This is a genomic window from Natronococcus sp. CG52, from assembly GCF_023913515.1.
GTDB classification, from domain to species: domain Archaea; phylum Halobacteriota; class Halobacteria; order Halobacteriales; family Natrialbaceae; genus Natronococcus; species Natronococcus zhouii.
Genome location: NZ_CP099391.1, coordinates 1,109,163 through 1,125,115 on the forward strand (window position 1 = coordinate 1,109,163; position 15,953 = coordinate 1,125,115).

13 protein-coding genes are annotated in these 15,953 nt (G+C 68.0%); 8 read left to right on the plus strand and 5 right to left on the minus strand.

Annotated features, from left to right (window positions below):
* Positions 1–82: 82 nt before the first annotated feature.
* Together NED97_RS05765 and NED97_RS05770 are read right to left on the minus strand one after the other, a co-directional pair.
* On the minus strand, positions 83–1,672 hold the full coding sequence (locus NED97_RS05765; protein WP_252489766.1) for a uracil-xanthine permease family protein: 1,590 nt from the start codon (positions 1,670–1,672) through the stop codon (positions 83–85).
* Positions 1,673–1,823: 151 nt separating this feature from the next.
* A complete protein-coding gene (locus NED97_RS05770) occupies positions 1,824–4,037 on the minus strand; it encodes a VWA domain-containing protein (protein ID WP_252489767.1) in 2,214 nt (737 codons plus the stop codon).
* A 34-nt stretch (positions 4,038–4,071) separates the two neighbouring features.
* Between NED97_RS05770 and cobN the strand changes: the two genes are divergently transcribed.
* Genes cobN through NED97_RS05785 form a run of 3 tightly spaced genes read left to right on the plus strand, consistent with a single transcriptional unit; the run spans position 4,072 to position 9,603 of the window.
* The gene (gene cobN, locus NED97_RS05775) at positions 4,072–7,959 is read left to right on the plus strand and encodes a cobaltochelatase subunit CobN (RefSeq protein WP_252489768.1); all 3,888 of its coding nucleotides are present in this window, start codon (positions 4,072–4,074) and stop codon (positions 7,957–7,959) included.
* Positions 7,952–8,719: a precorrin-8X methylmutase gene (locus NED97_RS05780; RefSeq protein ID WP_252489769.1), complete on the plus strand. Its 768-nt coding sequence runs from the start codon at positions 7,952–7,954 to the stop codon at positions 8,717–8,719. The genes cobN and NED97_RS05780 overlap by 8 nt, the downstream gene beginning before the upstream one ends.
* Positions 8,716–9,603: a cobalt-precorrin-7 (C(5))-methyltransferase gene (locus tag NED97_RS05785; protein WP_252489770.1), complete on the plus strand. Its 888-nt coding sequence runs from the start codon at positions 8,716–8,718 to the stop codon at positions 9,601–9,603. The genes NED97_RS05780 and NED97_RS05785 overlap by 4 nt, the downstream gene beginning before the upstream one ends.
* A 28-nt stretch (positions 9,604–9,631) precedes the next feature.
* Here the strand turns inward: NED97_RS05785 and NED97_RS05790 are convergent, their stop codons facing one another.
* The 3 genes from NED97_RS05790 to NED97_RS05800 form a co-directional block, all read right to left on the minus strand.
* Complete coding sequence (locus NED97_RS05790; protein ID WP_252489771.1) at positions 9,632–9,928, minus strand: hypothetical protein; 297 nt, start codon at positions 9,926–9,928, stop codon at positions 9,632–9,634.
* 114 nt (positions 9,929–10,042) lie between these two features.
* Positions 10,043–10,207: a hypothetical protein gene (locus NED97_RS05795; protein WP_252489772.1), complete on the minus strand. Its 165-nt coding sequence runs from the start codon at positions 10,205–10,207 to the stop codon at positions 10,043–10,045.
* Between the two features lie 67 nt (positions 10,208–10,274).
* Positions 10,275–10,841, minus strand: coding sequence for a DUF1802 family protein (locus tag NED97_RS05800; protein WP_252489773.1), 567 nt, complete (start codon positions 10,839–10,841; stop codon positions 10,275–10,277).
* Positions 10,842–10,948: 107 nt separating this feature from the next.
* Here NED97_RS05800 and NED97_RS05805 point away from each other — a divergent pair, with 107 nt between their 5' ends.
* The 5 genes from NED97_RS05805 to NED97_RS05825 all read left to right on the plus strand — a co-directional run bounded on the left by NED97_RS05805 (position 10,949) and on the right by NED97_RS05825 (position 15,869).
* On the plus strand, positions 10,949–12,256 hold the full coding sequence (locus tag NED97_RS05805) for a cobyrinic acid a,c-diamide synthase (RefSeq protein ID WP_252489774.1): 1,308 nt from the start codon (positions 10,949–10,951) through the stop codon (positions 12,254–12,256).
* Between the two features lie 104 nt (positions 12,257–12,360).
* Positions 12,361–13,284, plus strand: a complete 924-nt coding sequence (locus NED97_RS05810; RefSeq protein ID WP_252489775.1) for a glycosyltransferase — start codon at positions 12,361–12,363, stop codon at positions 13,282–13,284.
* A gap of 179 nt (positions 13,285–13,463) precedes the next feature.
* Positions 13,464–14,081: a precorrin-6Y C5,15-methyltransferase (decarboxylating) subunit CbiT gene (gene cbiT / locus NED97_RS05815; protein WP_252489776.1), complete on the plus strand. Its 618-nt coding sequence runs from the start codon at positions 13,464–13,466 to the stop codon at positions 14,079–14,081.
* A complete protein-coding gene (locus NED97_RS05820; protein WP_252489777.1) occupies positions 14,078–14,956 on the plus strand; it encodes a cobalt-factor II C(20)-methyltransferase in 879 nt (292 codons plus the stop codon). The genes cbiT and NED97_RS05820 overlap by 4 nt, the downstream gene beginning before the upstream one ends.
* On the plus strand, positions 14,949–15,869 hold the full coding sequence (locus NED97_RS05825; protein WP_252489778.1) for a cobalt-precorrin-4/precorrin-4 C(11)-methyltransferase: 921 nt from the start codon (positions 14,949–14,951) through the stop codon (positions 15,867–15,869). The genes NED97_RS05820 and NED97_RS05825 overlap by 8 nt, the downstream gene beginning before the upstream one ends.
* Positions 15,870–15,953 lie beyond the last annotated feature (84 nt).

A 15,953-nucleotide genomic window follows, 5' to 3' on the forward strand; every position in this document is an offset into this window, starting at 1 on the left:
AATAGACCTCCGGTCTTGCAACGCAGGTCGAGAAAGCGCGGACGAGAGAACGGAGCGCGCTCGGAACCGTCGTCTCCGCCCCCTACGAGCGGTCGTTGCCGGTCCCGAGCCGGCGCTCCCAGAAGGTCTCGAACTCCGAGTCGTCCTCGGTGAGACGCTCCCACTGGGCGAGACCGCGCTCTTCGCGCGTGCCCGGAACGGTGTTGTCGAGCAGGAGCGCTGCCAGACCGCCGACGGCCATTCCCGTCGAGCCGATGATGAAGACCGAGTCGGCGACGGCCTGGGCAGCGGCCCCGATCCAGACTTCGAGAGCGGTTCCCGCGACGAGATCCACCTCGAGCAACGGTGCGATCGTCGCCGCGAGATCGATCGCTGCGCGGAACTCGAGCGGCCCCTCGAAGTTCGCCATGTACTCGGGGACGGCGAGTCCGACGAACATGGCGAAGCCGATGATGAACACGTTTCGGGAAGAGTCGAGATCGACGTGTTTCAGGTTCGAGATGCCGACGGCGACGATCTGGCCGAACATCGCGACGAAGAGGCCGCCGATGATCGGGTCGGGGATGGTCGCGATAAGCTGTCCGAAGTAGCCGACGAAGCCGACGACCAGCATGATGGCGGCGCCGATCTGGACGACGTACCGCGAGGCGACGCCGGTCATTCCGATGGCGCCGATGTTCTCCGAGTAGGAAGTCGAGCCGCCGGTCCCCATGATTCCGGAGAAGACGTTCATCAACCCCTCCATCCCGATTCCGTGGTTAATTCGCTTCTCGCTGGGCGCCGCGGCGCCGGTCAGGTTCGCCACCGCGTAGTAGTCGCCGATGCTCTCGACGATCGAGGCGAGAACCCCGGCGATCATCCCGATCACGAACGCCGTCGTCACCTCGGGCATCCCCCACTGGAGCGGGTGGATCGGCAGAAGTAGCTGCGTCTCCGCGACCTGTCCGAGAGGGACGTACCCCGGGTGGCCGCCGCCGAGCATCCCTAGCGCGGAGAGCATCGCGGCAACGCCCCAGGCGATGACGAGCGCCAGAATTACGGGATAGAGTCGGAACGCCCTGTGTTTGACCTCGAGGTACTGCGAGAAGAGGAGGATGAGCCCGAGCGTCAGGCCGAGCAGCCACCAGCTCTGGTCGGTGCCGGTGATCTGCGGGGCGTCGAACAGCGCCAGACCGATCAGCGCGATCGTCGGCGCGATGACGACCGGGGAGAGGAACCGTCGAAGCTTCCCGACCAGTCCGAGGTAGCCGAGCGCGACCTGGACGGTCGCGGCGACGATGATCGCGCCCTGTAACTGGACGAGGGCGGCCTGCCAGTCGGCACCGGAACCCGCGCCGCCGGCGGTCACGACGATGACGATGGCGAGCGCGGGGGCAAGCATCGAGAACGGCGCTCCCTGGACGATCGGATACCGGTTGCCGAACGTCGTCTGGGCGAGCGTTGCAATCCCGGAGACCACGAAGAAGGTGCCGACGAACTGCGCCGTGATGCCGGACGGCATCTCCATCGCTCCGGCGAGTAGCAGGGGAACCGCGATGTTCGCACCGACCATCGTGAGGTAGTGTTGTATCCCGAGGACGACCGATTCGTCCAGCGGCGGTCGGTCGTCGATGTCGTACTCGATTTCGCGACCGGAACCCTCGTCGGCCGCGGCTGACTCGTCTGCAGTCATTCGTCGTCGGATAACGGAAGAGCCGGCTCAAATGGGTGTTGATCCGGTTTCGAGCGGCCCGATTCCGCACCATTGATACGCGGCGAGACCTCCGGAGTGCGTCGACTGCTAGTCGAATCAGTTTTCGGTAGTGCCCGTCGCGACTCACGAGTCAGTGCGACCGTTCGTCTGCGGCCCGGTCGGCAGCGGCGCGCACCGTTTCGGCGGACAGCGACGAGAGCGGGACGAGGTCTCCGTCGGTTTCGTCGGCGACCAGTTCGGAGAGCCCGGCGCGGGAGTCGTCGCCGGCGTCGACGACCACCACGCGCGTTCCCGACCTCCGCAACGCGCGAGCGGCCCGTCGGGTCGTTTCGGTCGGGCTGCCGTCGGCCACGTTCGCGCGCCCGTCGGTCACGAGGACGACGACCGCGGCGTCCGTCTCCGCGCGCTCGAGGACGGTTCGCGCGGTCTCGAGGCCCGCCGGAAGCGGCGTCCGATCGCCCGACGGGAGTTCCTTGAGGTGGCGCGCGGCGAGGCCGACGTTGTCGGTCGGCGGCAACAGCACGTCGGCGTCCTCGCCCGCGAAGGCGACGAACGCGACCTGATCCCGGTGTTCGTAACTGTTCCGTAACAGGTCGAGGACGACGCCCTTGGCGGTGCGCATCGCCGGCCGCATCGAGGCGCTGGCGTCGACGGCGAAGACGATCGTCACCGAGGTCTCGCCGGTGCGAACCGACTGGCGGAGATCTCGCTTCTCGACTCGCGAGTCACCGCGAGCCGCGGCCGAGCGAACCGATGCGGCCGCGTCGATGGGGCCGTTACCCGAGGCGGGTTCCGTTCGGACGCGAGCGCCGCGGTTGTCGACGCTCGGTGCCGCGTCCGCTCGCGACCCGCCCGCTCCCGAGGCGTTCCGGTTTTCGGCTTCCGGTGACTCGAGGTCCGGCGCCTTCGCCTCGCCGACGCCGGCGACTTCGGCTCGCTGCTGGCCGGGAATCAGCGGCTGGGCTTCGTCGTCCTCCTCGCCGTCTCCGCCGTTCTCGTCGTCGCCTGATCCCTCGCCCGAGTCGTCGGAACCGGAGTCGGTACCCTCGTCTCCACCCGTCCGTGAAGGCGACGGCTCGCCCCCGGACGGCCGTTCGGCGCCGTCGAAGTCGTCCGATTCGGCGCCGGTACCGTCGCCCGATCCATCGGATTCGTCCCCTCCGTTTCCGGACCCGGTATCGTCGGCGGAATCACCGCCGCGGCGCTCGCCGCCGCCCCCGTTTCCCGTGTCACCGTCGTCACGCTCGTCTTCGGCCTCGCTCTCGCCGGATCCTTCACCGTCGTTCTCACCTTCGCTACCCTCCTCGTCGGCGGACTCCTCGTCGAAGCGGTCCTCGAGCAACTCCTCGAGGTCCGGTTCGTCCTCGAACGGCGTGCTCCGGAGTCGGTGGGGGAGCGCGTAGGTCGCGGCCTCGTAGACGTCCGACTCGATGACCGTCGTTCGCCCCTCGAGCGCGGCGAGGGTCGTCGCGGTGCGGGCGGTCGCCACGTCGCCGCGGTGGCCGTCGACGCCCGCCTCGAGGCAGAGTTCGGCGATCTCTTCCTTGAACTCGTTCGGGAGGGCGACGCTCGAGAGCAGGTCGCGAGCCTCGACCAACTCGTTCCGGAGTTCCTCGACGTCGGCGACGTCCGTCGCCCGGTCGGCGTCCCCGTCGCCGGCGAGCGCCCGGTCGATGATCTCGACCCGGTCGTCGATCTCCCGGCAGCCCTCGACCGTCGCCTGGAGGGCGAACCGATCCCGCAACTGGGGCCGGAGGTCGCCTTCCTCCGGATTCATCGTCCCGATCAGCGTGAAGTTCGCGGGGTGGGAGACGCTCACCCCGTCTCGCTCGACCGTGTTGACGCCGCTCGCGGCCGAATCGAGAACGACGTCGACGAGGTGGTCGTCGAGGAGGTTGACCTCGTCGACGTAGAGGATTCCGCGGTTCGCGCGGGCCAGCAGGCCGGGATCGAAATCGGCCTCGCCGGCCAGCGCGTCCTCGACCGAGAGGGCCCCGACGACCCGGTCTCGAGTCGCCCCCAGGGGGAGGGTGACGAGCGGAACGGGACGCGTCTCGATCGGCAACGCTTCGAAGTCGCGCTCGCGGCAGTCCTCGCACTGCAGGCTCGAGTCGTCGGGCGCACAGCCGTACCGACAGTCCGCGACGGCCCGCTGGGTAGGCAGTAGATCGACGAGTCCGCGGACGGCGGTCGACTTCGCGGTTCCCTTCTCGCCGACGATCAGCGCGCCGTCGAGGCCGTCGTTGGCCGCGACGGTCAACAGGACTCGCTTCAGTTCTGACTGCCCGACGATCGCCGGAAAGGGGATCGACGACAGTTTTTTGCCCCCGGCGTTTGCAACCATACTTGCGCTAATACAATAGAGGTTTAAAAAATCGATGACACGCATCGGGATCTACACCGCGACGGAGAACGAACTCGGCTCGCTCGGCGAGGCCGCCGAGCGACTCGAGGGTATCGAACTGGTCGTCCGATCGGAGAGCGACCTCGAGGACGAAGCCGAAATCGAGGCGTTCGTCGAGGAACTGCGCGACGCCGCGGCGGCGATCTTCTGGCTGCACGGCGCCGAGGACAGCATGCCGGGTTACGACTACGCGACGGGGGCGCTCGAGGAGGCGAACGTCCCCCTGATCGTGAAGTCGACCGGCGACGCCTTCGCCTTCGAGGACACGACGGTCTCGGCGGACCACCGCGAGCAGGTCTACGACTACCTCGAGAGGGGCGGCACGATCAACGTCGAGAACTGCTGTCGGTTTCTCGCGAGCGAGTACGAGGGCCGCGACCTCGAGTACGCCGACCCGACCGAACTCCCGACGGAGGGCGTCTACCACCCCGACTACCCCGGGGCGGGGTACGAGGAACTGCTCGAGAGCCACGACCCCGAGAAGCCGACGGTCGCGGTCTGGTTCTACGAGTCCCACTGGACCCACGAGAACACGCGGTACGTCGACGCCCAGGTCCGGGCGCTCGAGGAGCAGGGCGCGAACGCGCTGCCGATCTTCTGCAATCCGGCCACCGATACGGAGGAACAGGAGGATGCCGAGTGGGTAACGGAGAACTGGCTGCTGGATGACGCCGGACGATCGGTCGTCGACGCCGTCCTCTCCTCGTTCATGTTCTCGCTCTCGATGGACGAGCGCGGCCGATCGGCGAGCGACGAGGGCAACTCGGCCGAGGACGTCTTCCTCGATCGCCTCGGAGTCCCGGTGCTTCAGACGATCACCACGATGCGCTCCCGGTCGCGGTACGAATCAAGCGATACGGGCGTGATGGGCTTCGAACTCGCGCTCTCGGTCGCGCTGCCGGAGTTCGACGGGAACGTGATCACGCATCCGATCTCGGGCAAGGAACGCACCGACGACGAAGCCGGCATCGGCTCCGCGCCGAAGCACCACTACCCGATCGAGGAGCGGGTCGACCACGCGACCCGACTCGCGGTCAACTGGGCGAAACTGCGGCACACGCCCAATCGGGAGAAGCGGGTCGCCGTCGTGCTCCACAACTACCCGCCGAGCGACGACGGAATCGGGACCGCGTTCGGGCTCGACTCGCCGGAATCGACGGTCAACCTGCTCGAGGAACTCGAGGCTCGGAACTACGACTTAGGCGGCGAGACGCCGGACGACGGCCAGACGCTCGTCGAGAAGCTCACCTCGCAGCTCACTCTCGAGGACCGCTGGGTGGCACCCGAAGACGTCCGCGACCTGTCGGTCGACGTGGTCTCCTCCGACACCTACGCGGACTGGTTCGCGAAGGCCGACGAGCGATTTCGGGAGCGCGTGATCGAGGAGTGGGGAGAGGTCCCCGACCGTCCGTTTGCGATTCCGGGCGTCGAGTTCGGCAACGTCCTCGTCACCGTCCAGCCCCCGCGCGGGTTCGGGATGGATCCCTCGAAGGTCTACCACGACTCCGACCTGCAGCCGCCTCACGACTACTACGCCTTCTACGGCTGGCTCCGGAACGAGTTCGGGGCCGACGGCGTCGTCCATCTGGGCACCCACGGCAGCCTCGAGTGGCTCCCCGGCAAGACCGTCGGCCTGAACGGCGAGAGCGCGCCGGATCAGCTGATCGACGACCTGCCGAACGTCTACCCCTACATCGTCAACAACCCCGGCGAGGGGACCCAGGCGAAACGGCGCTCCTACGCGGCGATCGTCGACTACCTCACGCCCGTCATGCGAAACGCGGGGACGTACGACGAGCTTTCGGAACTCGAGGAACTCGCGAACCAGTATCGCGAGGCCGGGATGGAAGATGCGCGCGCTGACAGTGGCGAGCACCTTGAGGATCTCGTGCGCGAGACGGTCGAGGAACTGGATCTTGCGGTCGAGCTGGGTATCGAAGGCTCCATCGACGAGAAGGCGGACGTTCGCGGCCCTGACGAGGCTGGGTCGACGCTCGCCGAAGGGGACATCGATGGCGACGAGGTCGATATCGACGAACTCGTCGAGCGGATTCACGAGTACCTCACGGACGTGAAGACGACCCAGATTCGACTGGGGCTGCACACGATGTCGGAGCCGCCGGCCGACGAGCGCCTCGTGGAGTATCTCGTCGCGCTCACCCGGCTCGAGAACCCCGGCGCGCCGAGCCTCCGGGAGAGCGTCGCCGGCGCGCTGGGCGTCGATTATCAGACGATGCTCGACTCCCCGGGAACCTCCGACGACGACCTGGGAATGACCTACGCCGAGGCCGCCGACGAGGTCCACGAGACGAGCCTCGAGCTGGTGGAGGCCCTCGCCGAGCACGAGTTCGACGTTCCCGAATCGGAGCGAGACGCCGGTCCCGAGGACGAGGTCAACATGAACCTGCTCGTCGTCGACCTCGAGACGATCGGCGACGGGCGCGCGAAATCCGGCGCCCACGACGACCTTCGGAAGGCCCTCGCGTACATCTGCGAGGAGGCTCAGCCCCGCGTCCAGGGTGCCGAGGACGAGATTCCCCGCACCGCCGACGCGCTCTCGGGCGAGTACGTGCCGCCCGGCGGCTCCGGTGCCCCCACCCGCGGCGGCGTCGACCTGCTGCCCACGGCGCGGAACTTCTACACGCTGGACCCGCGCAAGGTACCCGCGAAGGCCGCCTGGCAGGTCGGGAGCGAGGTCGCGGAGGGCGTGCTCGAGCGCCACCAGAACGAAAACGGAGAGTACCCCGAGGAGATCGGCGTGGTCGCGTGGGGCACTCCCACGGTGCGGACCCGCGGCGAGACGATCGCGCAAGTGCTCGCGATGCTCGGCGTGGAGCCACGGTGGACCGACGCCGGCCGGATCGACGACGTCGAACCGATCCCGCTCGAGGAACTCGATCGTCCGCGGATCGACGTGACGACGCGCGTCTCCGGGCTGTTCCGGGACGCCTTCCCGGCCGCGGCAGGCGTCATCCACGACGCCGTGGATGCGGTCGTCGACCTCGACGAACCCCACGAGATGAACTACGTGAAGAAGCACGTCGAGGAGGAGCAGGCGGAACTCGAGGCGGACGGGCTCGACGAATCGGACGCCCGGAAGGCCGCCAAACACCGCGTCTTCACCACGAAGCCCGGCGGCTACGGCGCCGGGACGAACAAGGCCGTCGACGAGGGCAACTGGGACGACCGATCCGACCTGGCGTCGGTCTACGTCCAGTGGGGCGGCTACGCGATGGGCTCCCGCGGTCGGGTTTCCGACGCCCACGATGCCTTCGAGCGCCGCCTCTCGAGCGTGGACGCCACCGTCAAGATCGAGGACACGATGGAGCAGGACGAGTTCGACTCCTCGGACTGGTACGCCTTCCACGGCGGCTTCATCTCCGCGGTCTCCGAAATTTCGGGCGAGGAGCCCGCCTCCTACGTCGGCGACTCCTCGGACCCGGACAACGTCGACGTCTACACGAACGAGGAGAAGGTCCGCAAGGCGATGCGTTCCCGGGTGCTGAATCCCGACTGGCTCGAGTCGATGGAGGAACACGGCTACAAGGGTGCCGGGGACCTCTCGACGACCGTCGACGTGACGCTCGGCTGGGACGCGACGACCGGCGTCGTGAGCGGCACGCTCTGGGAAGACGTCGCCGAGAAGTTCGCCTTCGACGAGGATCGACAGGGGTGGATGCGCGACGTCAACCCGTGGGCGCTCGAGTCCATCACGGACGCGCTGCTCGAGGCGATCGAGCGTGACCTGTGGGACGCCGACGCGGAGACGGTCGACCGACTGCGGGACCTGAACCTCGAGGTCGAGGGCGATCTCGAGGCGCGGTCGACCAACCCCGCGGTGGAGGTGACGAACGATGACTGACGGCGAGCAGACCTTCGAGGAGGAGTACGCCGATCTCGGCGCGACGACGCAGAACGCGATGGACATCGCGGAGACGAGCATGGACATCGTCCGGCAGTTCGTCCCCGACGAGACGCTGGCCGACCGGATTCGACAGAAGTCGGTCCACTCGATGGGCGACATCGAGTTCCAACACTTGCTCGAGTTCACCGGCGGGGACGACCTCGGCGACGACGAGGACGCGCCGGTCCGCGCCGGCGCCCGCGCGGTGCTCGACGAGGCGACCATCGTGACGGACATCACGATGTCCGAGGCCGGGATCACCGGCCGCGGCCACGACTGCGAGAAGCGCAAGGCGATCGGCAACGGCGCCGAACTCGCGAAGGAGACGGGGATGACCCGGACCGCCGCCTCGGTGCTCGAACTCGACAAGCGGGGCGTCTACGACGGCGCGATCGCCGTGATCGGAAACGCACCGACGGCGGCGTTCGCGCTCGCGGACTGCGTCGAGAACGGCACCCGACCGGCCGCGATCGTCGCGACCCCCGTCGGCTTCGTCAAGGCCGAGGAGAGCCGCCAGCGCATCCGCGAGATCAGCGAGGCGTACGACGTCCCGGCCATCACCAACGTCGGCCGGCGCGGCGGCAGCGGACTCGCAGCCGCGCTGACGAACGAGCTGATCCACGTCGCGAAGGACGTTCGGACCGACGACCTCGAGTTGGATCTCACGGCCGAGACTCGAGCGGCAAACAGTAGTGACGGAGACGGCGAGGACCGATGAGCGGCGAGTACGACCTCGACGCGGGGCCGGATCCGGCGACGTTCGCGGCGGGGAGTCCGGAGCGGGACGTCGACGAAGAGACCGACGAGCCGGTCTACGCCGTCGGCGTCGGTCCGGGGAACCTCGAGTACCTCACCCCTCGAGGCGAGCGAGCCATTCGGGAGGCCGACGTCGTCGTCGGCTTCACCACGGTCGTCGAGTTCGTCGAGGACCTGACGGACGCCGACCTGCTGACCTGCGGCTACAGGGACGAGGCCGAGGCGCTCGAGGAGTTCGGCGAGCGCGTCGCCGCCGGCGAGTCGGGAACCGCCGTCGCGATGGGCGATCCCAACCACTCCGGCTACCAGTTCGTCGGAAAGGTGCAGGACGCCGTCGAGCACGGCTCGACGAGCCCTGACTCGCACGCTCGTCAGGACGCCGGAAGACGCGACGCGTCTTCCGAGCCCTCGGTCGCTGGCGCTCCCGAGGATGCGGTCGAGCGTGCGGCCCCCGATCGGCCGGTCCGAATCGTCCCCGGAATCTCGTCGCTCCAGATGGCCGCGAGTCGGGCCCGAACGCCGATGGAGGACGCCGAGTTCGTCACGCTCCACAAGAGCGGCGACCTCGCAGCCGACATGGACCGCCTCGCCTCCGCCGTCCACGACCGGCACCTCCTCGTGTTGCCCCGGCCCTACGATCGGATGCCAGGCGATGTCGCCGCGTTCCTGCTCGAGAACGGTGCGGAGCCGGACCTCGAGGCGTTGGTACTCGAGAAGCTGACCCACGAGGACGAGGAGATTCATCGGTTCACGCTGGCCGAGCTATCGGAGCACGCCGGCGGGGACGGACGAGCGGAGACGCCGTTCTCCGATCTGGTGGTGCTCGCGGTGCGACAGCCGGTGTAAGTTTCACTGCCGCTCGACTCGGCTCGTGTTACCCGTTCGAAATCGGTTCGACGTGGAAGACGTAGTCGTCGTAGGCACCCTCGAGGTTCGCCGGACTCTCCTCGTCGGTGTGGTCCCGGCACAGGGCGGCTTCGGCCTCGACGGCACCCTTTCCGGTCTCCTCCTGGTATCGCTCGAGGACGACGAACTGCGCGCGTTCGTCGCAGCCGCGACGGTGGCACTCGCGTGTCGACCCCGGGACGTCGCCCCTCTGCTGGTCGCCACCGTCCGCATATTCTCGCTCCCCGTGGCTGCCCTGATTTCGGCGCTCTTGCTCGTCGGTCATATCGTGGTAGAGGGGAAGGGTCCGGATAACGCTGTGGCCGACGATCCCGGGTCCGACGGACGGTGTGCAGTCGACGAGCGGCGCCGCACCTGCGGCGAAAAGAACGGACCGTCGCTATTCGTCCTCGGTGTGTTCACGAAGGACCGTCGAAACGGTGTTGAGAACCTCTTCGATGGCGGCGGCGTTCGTCTTCCTGAGGTCGCCCTCCTGTGCCTCACTGAGGTGTCGAATCGCCTCCCGAAGGTGGTACTCGGTCCGGTCATCGGTTTCCTCAGTCATGGGAACCAGCGGAGACGACGTAGCGGATTGCGTCTATTAAGTTCGTCGGTGGTTGCGGTCGACCCGATTACTCGAGCGCGCTCCGGATCGCCGCCCGGCGCTCGGCGAAGGCCACGTCGTCCAGCACCGGCGTTGCCGACGCGCGATCGACCTCGACGTCGTCGACCAGTTCGATCCAGGCGCGACAGCCGCGGTACTCCCCTCGCTCCTCGACGAGCCGCGGCGACTCGAGTTCGGCGACCCGGAGCAACAGCACGCGCAGTTCGCCGTCCGGATCGTACTTCTCTCGCAGTCCGTCGGGGCTGTAGACGTAGTGTCGGGCGAGCGCCTCGAGGTCGTCGCTCGAGACACGGTACTCCTCGCGGACCTCTGCGACGGCACGGATCGGAACGCCGCCGTCGGGTTTGGTGCTCGACCGGTGGTAGTACGCCTCGCGGTCGGGCCGATAGCGGTCGGGCTCCTGGTGGCTGTAGGCCGGATAGAGGACGAACCGGTCGTCGATCGTACCCGGGTCGAGGGTCGGATGGCGAACGAGCGCCGTCTGTGTACCGTCGGCGAGCGCGTTGACGACGCCGGCGCGTTCCTTCAGTGCGGGTATCGCAGCCGCGTCCGCGGCCTCCGTAGCTTCGCTCACGGTTGTCGTTCGAGCCGACGCGAGCGATCCCCAACTTGGTTTCCCTTCGCGCGGACGCGGCCGGCTACCACCGATGTCTTCAAGTCGCGGTGTTCGAATCCCTACGCATGAACGGGTTCGTCCTCGGCGGCGTCAGCTCCGGCGTCGGGAAGACCGTGGCGACGCTGTCGATCGTACAGGCGCTCGAGGACGCCGGATACGCCGTCCAGCCCGCGAAGGCGGGACCGGACTTCATCGATCCGAGCCACCACGAGGCGATCGCGGGTCGACCATCTCGCACTCTCGATCTCTGGCTCTGCGGTGAGGAGGGCCTCCGCCGTAACTACGCACGCGGTGAGGGAGATATCTGCGTCGTCGAGGGAGTCATGGGCCTGTACGACGGCGACGGCTCGAGCACGGCGATGGTCGCGGAGGCGCTCGACCTCCCGGTCGTCCTCGTCGTCGACGCGAAGGCCGGCATGGAGAGCGTCGCGGCGACGGCGCTGGGCTTTCGCGAGTACGCCGATGCGATCGGACGTGACGTCGACGTCGCGGGGATCGTCGCCCAGCGCGCCCACGGCGGCCGCCACGAGCAGGGAATCCGGGACGCGCTCCCCGACGACCTCGAGTACTTCGGCCGGATCCCGCCCAACGGCGACCTCGAGATTCCCGACCGCCACCTCGGCCTCGAGATGGGCGAGGAGGCAGCACTCCCGCGAGAGGCGCTGCGAGAAGCGGCCGAGACGCTCGAGGCCGAACGGCTGGCCGCGGTCGCGAGCGAACCGCCGACCGCGGAACTGACGGACGCCGAATCGGAGCCGGTCGACGCTCGAATCGCCGTCGCCAGCGACGCGGCCTTCTGCTTCCGGTATCCGGCGACGATCGAACGGTTCCGCGAGCGGGCCGAACTGGTGACGTTCTCGCCCGTTTCCGGCGATCCGGTACCCGACTGCGACGGCGTCTACCTTCCCGGAGGGTACCCGGAACTGCACGTCGCCGACCTCGAGGCCGGCGGAACCCTGTCGGAACTCGGCGAGCGCGCGATCGAGGGGCTGCCGGTGTTCGGCGAGTGCGGCGGCCTGATGGCCATGTCCCGGTCGCTGACGACCGCCGACGGCGAGCGCGGGGAGATGGCAGGCATCCTCCCGGCCGACGTGACCATGCACGACCGCTACCGGGCGCTCGATCACGCCGAACTCGAGGCGGTCGACGGGACGCTGACCGCCCGCGCCGGCGAGTCGATCCGCGGCCACGAGTTCCACTACTCGAGCGCGGACGTCGACGACGACGCCAGATTCGCCTTCGAAACCGTTCGCGGCGACGGCATCGACGGCGAACACGACGGGCTGGTCGAGCACGAGTCGCTCGGCACCTACGTCCACGTCCACCCCGAGAGCGGGGCGTTCAATCGGTTCCTCGAGGAGATACGTCGCTGACCGAGCCGACCGATCGCTATCGGGATGCCGACCGCGGAGCTGCCGCTTCGACCGAGATCGGTAGCGGCCTATCGTTTGATCGTTACGGAGCGAATGTAGGTGGTATGGGAGGTGTCACGCCAGCAACCGTTATCCTGCCGACCACGGGGTGGAACGACGCTTGCGAGGAGGTCGCCGAACAGCTCCGACCGAGGGACGTACTCCTCGTCGTCTGCGACGGGCCGATCGAGTCGGTCGTCGAGCGCGTCGACGACTATCCCGACAACGTCAGGCTGGTCGTCGCCGGCGAGCCCGAGGGTTGTTCCGGGAAGGCGAACGCGATCGCGGCCGGGATGGAAGCGGCCGAAACCGATCGGATCGTCTGGACGGACGACGACTTTCACCATCCGTCGGACTGGCTCGAGGGGTTGCGCGCCGATTACGACCGGCGCGGTCCGACCTCCGAGCTTCCGGTTTTCATCGGTCAGGACCCCCTCGCCGCGGTGCTCGAGCCGACGTACGCCATCAGCGGAACGCTCGCCGTCTACCTCGCGGACATTCCGTGGGGTGGATCTCTCGTCTTCGAACGCGTCGATCTCGACGACGAGGCGGCGTTCCTCGCGGACCTTCGCCGAACGGTGAGCGACGACGGCCTCCTCATGGAGTACGTCGATTTCACGACCGTCAAGCGGACCCGACGCGTCGAAATCGGCGGCTCGATTCGCGATACGCTCGAAAATCAGGTCCGGTTCGCGCAGATCATCCGCCGACACGACCCGACGGGCACCGCCGTTCAGGCGGCCATCGGAGCCGTACTGGCCGTCGGATGCGTCCTGTTTCCGCTCCCTGCGTTGACACTGACAACGTTTTGGATGGCCGGCGTCTACGCCGCGTTCGGCATTCGGCGGTGGACGTTCCTCGCGGCGTACCCGGTGGTGTTGGCGGCGATCCCCCTTCTGGTGTACGGGCTGACCCGCCACTCGTTCGTCTGGGGCGGCCGACGGTACCGGTGGGACGATAAGTTCGACGTCACCGTCGAATCCGAGTAGGCATCCGAAAGCGACTCGGCCGATTTCTCGAGCGGACTCCAGACGTATCGTCCAGTCGATCTGAAACTCCTGTCGGACTCTACAAGCTCTGTTTCTCTACTACAACCAAAAATGGGCAATAGTACTTGATCTAACCCAACCAAAATTGTTTTAGTGGATGCGACAGTCATCCTCGGGTGATGCCACCCATCGCGCTGCCACACGACGCGAAGGCCGGGCCGACCAAGCCGGAGGTCCGCGCCGTCGTCCTTTCGAAACTCGCGCTCACCGGGGACGACCACTTCGCGGAGGTCGGCTCCTGTACCGGCGCCGTCACGATCGAGGCCGCACAGCGGGTCGGCCGCGTCACCGCGCTCGAGCGGAAAGGCGAACGACTCGAGACGACCGAGAAGAACCTCGCCGCGAACGAGGACGCGGTTCGAGCCGACGTCGAACTTCGCAACGCGGAGGCGCCCGAGGGGCTGCCCGCAGACGCCGACGCGCTCTTCCTCGGCGGCAGCCGCAACTTCGAGGCCGTACTCGACCACGCCGCGGAGACGGGCGTCGACCGCATCGTGATGAACGTCTCCCGGATCGAGGTCGCCGGCAGGGCGACCGAGGCGTTCCGCGAGCGGGACCTGCTCGAGGACGTCGTCCAGTTCCAGGTGAGCCACGGCTACGAACTGGCCGGCGCGACGAGTTTCGACTCCGACAACCCGGTCTACATGCTGGTCGGCAGTGCGACGCCGGCGGGAGACGACGACGAAGATGGCGGCGCGACGGTCGCCGCAGGCGGAACCGGAGGGGTCGACGGGTGACCCTTTACGGCGTCGGACTCGGACCCGGCGAGGCCGACCTCGTGACGGTCCGCGGGAAACGGGTACTCGAGGAGGCCGACGTGGTCTACTCGCCGGGCCGACTCTCCCGGACCGTCGCGCTCGAGCACGTTTCCGAGGAGCGCATCGGGGATCTCGACTTCCCGATGACGAAAGACGAGGAGAAGCTGCGAAGCGCGTGGAAGGAGGCTGCGGCGGAGATCGCACCGAACGCTCGCGACGGCGACGTCGCCTTCGTCACGCTGGGCGATCCGAACGTCTACTCCACGTTCGGCCACCTGCGCCGGACGATCGACGCCTTCCACCCCGACGTGGACCTCGAGATCGTCCCCGGCGTCAGCGCCGTGACGGCGTTCGCGACCGCGCTGGACGTCGAGATCGAGGCCGGCGCGGGCCTCTCGCTTCGGGAGGCCGCGAACGGCCACAGCCCGACGGGGCCGGACCGGATGATCCTCTTCAAGGTCACCGACGCGCCGGCGACCCACGAGGGGCTCGTCGACGCCGGCTACGAGGTGACCTACGGCCGACGGCTGTTCATGGAACAGGGTGAGACCCTGGTGACGGACGACCCCGCGGAGATCGACGAGCGCGACTACTACACGCTGGCCTACGCCGAGAAGGCGGATCTCGAGGTCGAGCAGGCGACGGCGGCGTTCAGGACGGACGACGACGACGCGGACGGCAGTTCGAGCGGTGGGAAGTCGAACGGGAGCGAGCCGGTCGCCGACGGTGGTGAGCCGAGTGAAACGAGGCGAACGTCGGAAGACCCGCGGTCTTCCGGAAGTGACCGGAGCGCGGACCTCGAGCGCGCCGAGGGCTGCGAACACGGCGACTGCGGAGGACACGATCATGAGTGACGAGACGACGGAGACGGACGGCGGCACCGGGGAGAACGATCCGCAGGACGCGATCGACGCGCAGGGGGATCGCCGCCGGGAGGAACTGGACGATCGAATATTCGAGCACAGCGCCGGCGACGAACAGGAGGGGGTCCCGTTCGTCGGCGCCGGTCCCGGCAACCCGCGGCTGCTGACGGTCGCCGGGAAGGAGCTTCTCGAGGAGGCCGACCTCGTGGTCCACGCCGGCTCGCTGGTCAACAGCGAACTCCTGGACGAGTACTGCGACCACGCCGAACTCGTCAACTCCGTGGGGAAAGACCTCGAGGAGCTGATTCCCCTCATGCGGGACGCCTACGAGGAGGGCCAGAACGTGGTTCGGCTCCACAGCGGCGACCCCGCCATCTACGGGGCGGCCCTCGAGCAGATGGACGCCTTAGAGTACGAGGGCGTCCCGACCCACTTCGTTCCGGGCGTCACCTCGGCGTTCGCGGCCAGCGCGACGCTGCGGACGCAGCTGACGCTCAACGAGGTCTCGAACCACGTCGCGTTCACCCGGCCGCAGGGCAAGACTCTGAGCCCGGAGGAGGACCACATCTCCGACTTCGTCGAGATGGGCGACGTGACGACCTGCATCTACCTCGGGACCCACGCGGTCCGGGACACGATGGATCGCCTGCTCGAGGACGGCCACGACCCCGAGACGCCGGTCGCGGTGATCTACCACGCCTCCTGGCCGGACGAGGACGTCATCGTCGGCTCGATCGGCGACATCGCGGACAGGGTCGAGGAGGCGGGCTACCGCGCCTCGGCGCTGGTCGTCATCGGCGACGCCGTGACCGGCGCGGGCTACGAGCGATCCTACCTCTACGGCGACTGGGCCAATCGCGGTTCTTCGGGAAGTTCGGGCGAGACGGAGGCCAGCGATGACTGAGATGTGGCGTAGTCGATACCGCGAACACGGTGAAAGCCCCTGCCTCGCTCGACCGGTTGCGACTCGCTGCGGTCCTCGCTCCGC

Excerpts from the sequence above, each read along its gene's own strand:
- NED97_RS05765 (WP_252489766.1), bottom strand. The coding sequence starts at position 1,672 with ATGACTGCAGACGAGTCAGCCGCGGCCGACGAGGGTTCCGGTCGCGAA.
- NED97_RS05770 (WP_252489767.1), bottom strand. The coding sequence starts at position 4,037 with ATGGTTGCAAACGCCGGGGGCAAAAAACTGTCGTCGATCCCCTTTCCG.
- cobN (WP_252489768.1), top strand. The coding sequence starts at position 4,072 with ATGACACGCATCGGGATCTACACCGCGACGGAGAACGAACTCGGCTCG.
- NED97_RS05780 (WP_252489769.1), top strand. The coding sequence starts at position 7,952 with ATGACTGACGGCGAGCAGACCTTCGAGGAGGAGTACGCCGATCTCGGC.
- NED97_RS05785 (WP_252489770.1), top strand. The coding sequence starts at position 8,716 with ATGAGCGGCGAGTACGACCTCGACGCGGGGCCGGATCCGGCGACGTTC.
- NED97_RS05790 (WP_252489771.1), bottom strand. The coding sequence starts at position 9,928 with ATGACCGACGAGCAAGAGCGCCGAAATCAGGGCAGCCACGGGGAGCGA.
- NED97_RS05795 (WP_252489772.1), bottom strand. The coding sequence starts at position 10,207 with ATGACTGAGGAAACCGATGACCGGACCGAGTACCACCTTCGGGAGGCG.
- NED97_RS05805 (WP_252489774.1), top strand. The coding sequence starts at position 10,949 with ATGAACGGGTTCGTCCTCGGCGGCGTCAGCTCCGGCGTCGGGAAGACC.
- NED97_RS05810 (WP_252489775.1), top strand. The coding sequence starts at position 12,361 with ATGGGAGGTGTCACGCCAGCAACCGTTATCCTGCCGACCACGGGGTGG.
- cbiT (WP_252489776.1), top strand. The coding sequence starts at position 13,464 with ATGCCACCCATCGCGCTGCCACACGACGCGAAGGCCGGGCCGACCAAG.
- NED97_RS05825 (WP_252489778.1), top strand. The coding sequence starts at position 14,949 with ATGAGTGACGAGACGACGGAGACGGACGGCGGCACCGGGGAGAACGAT.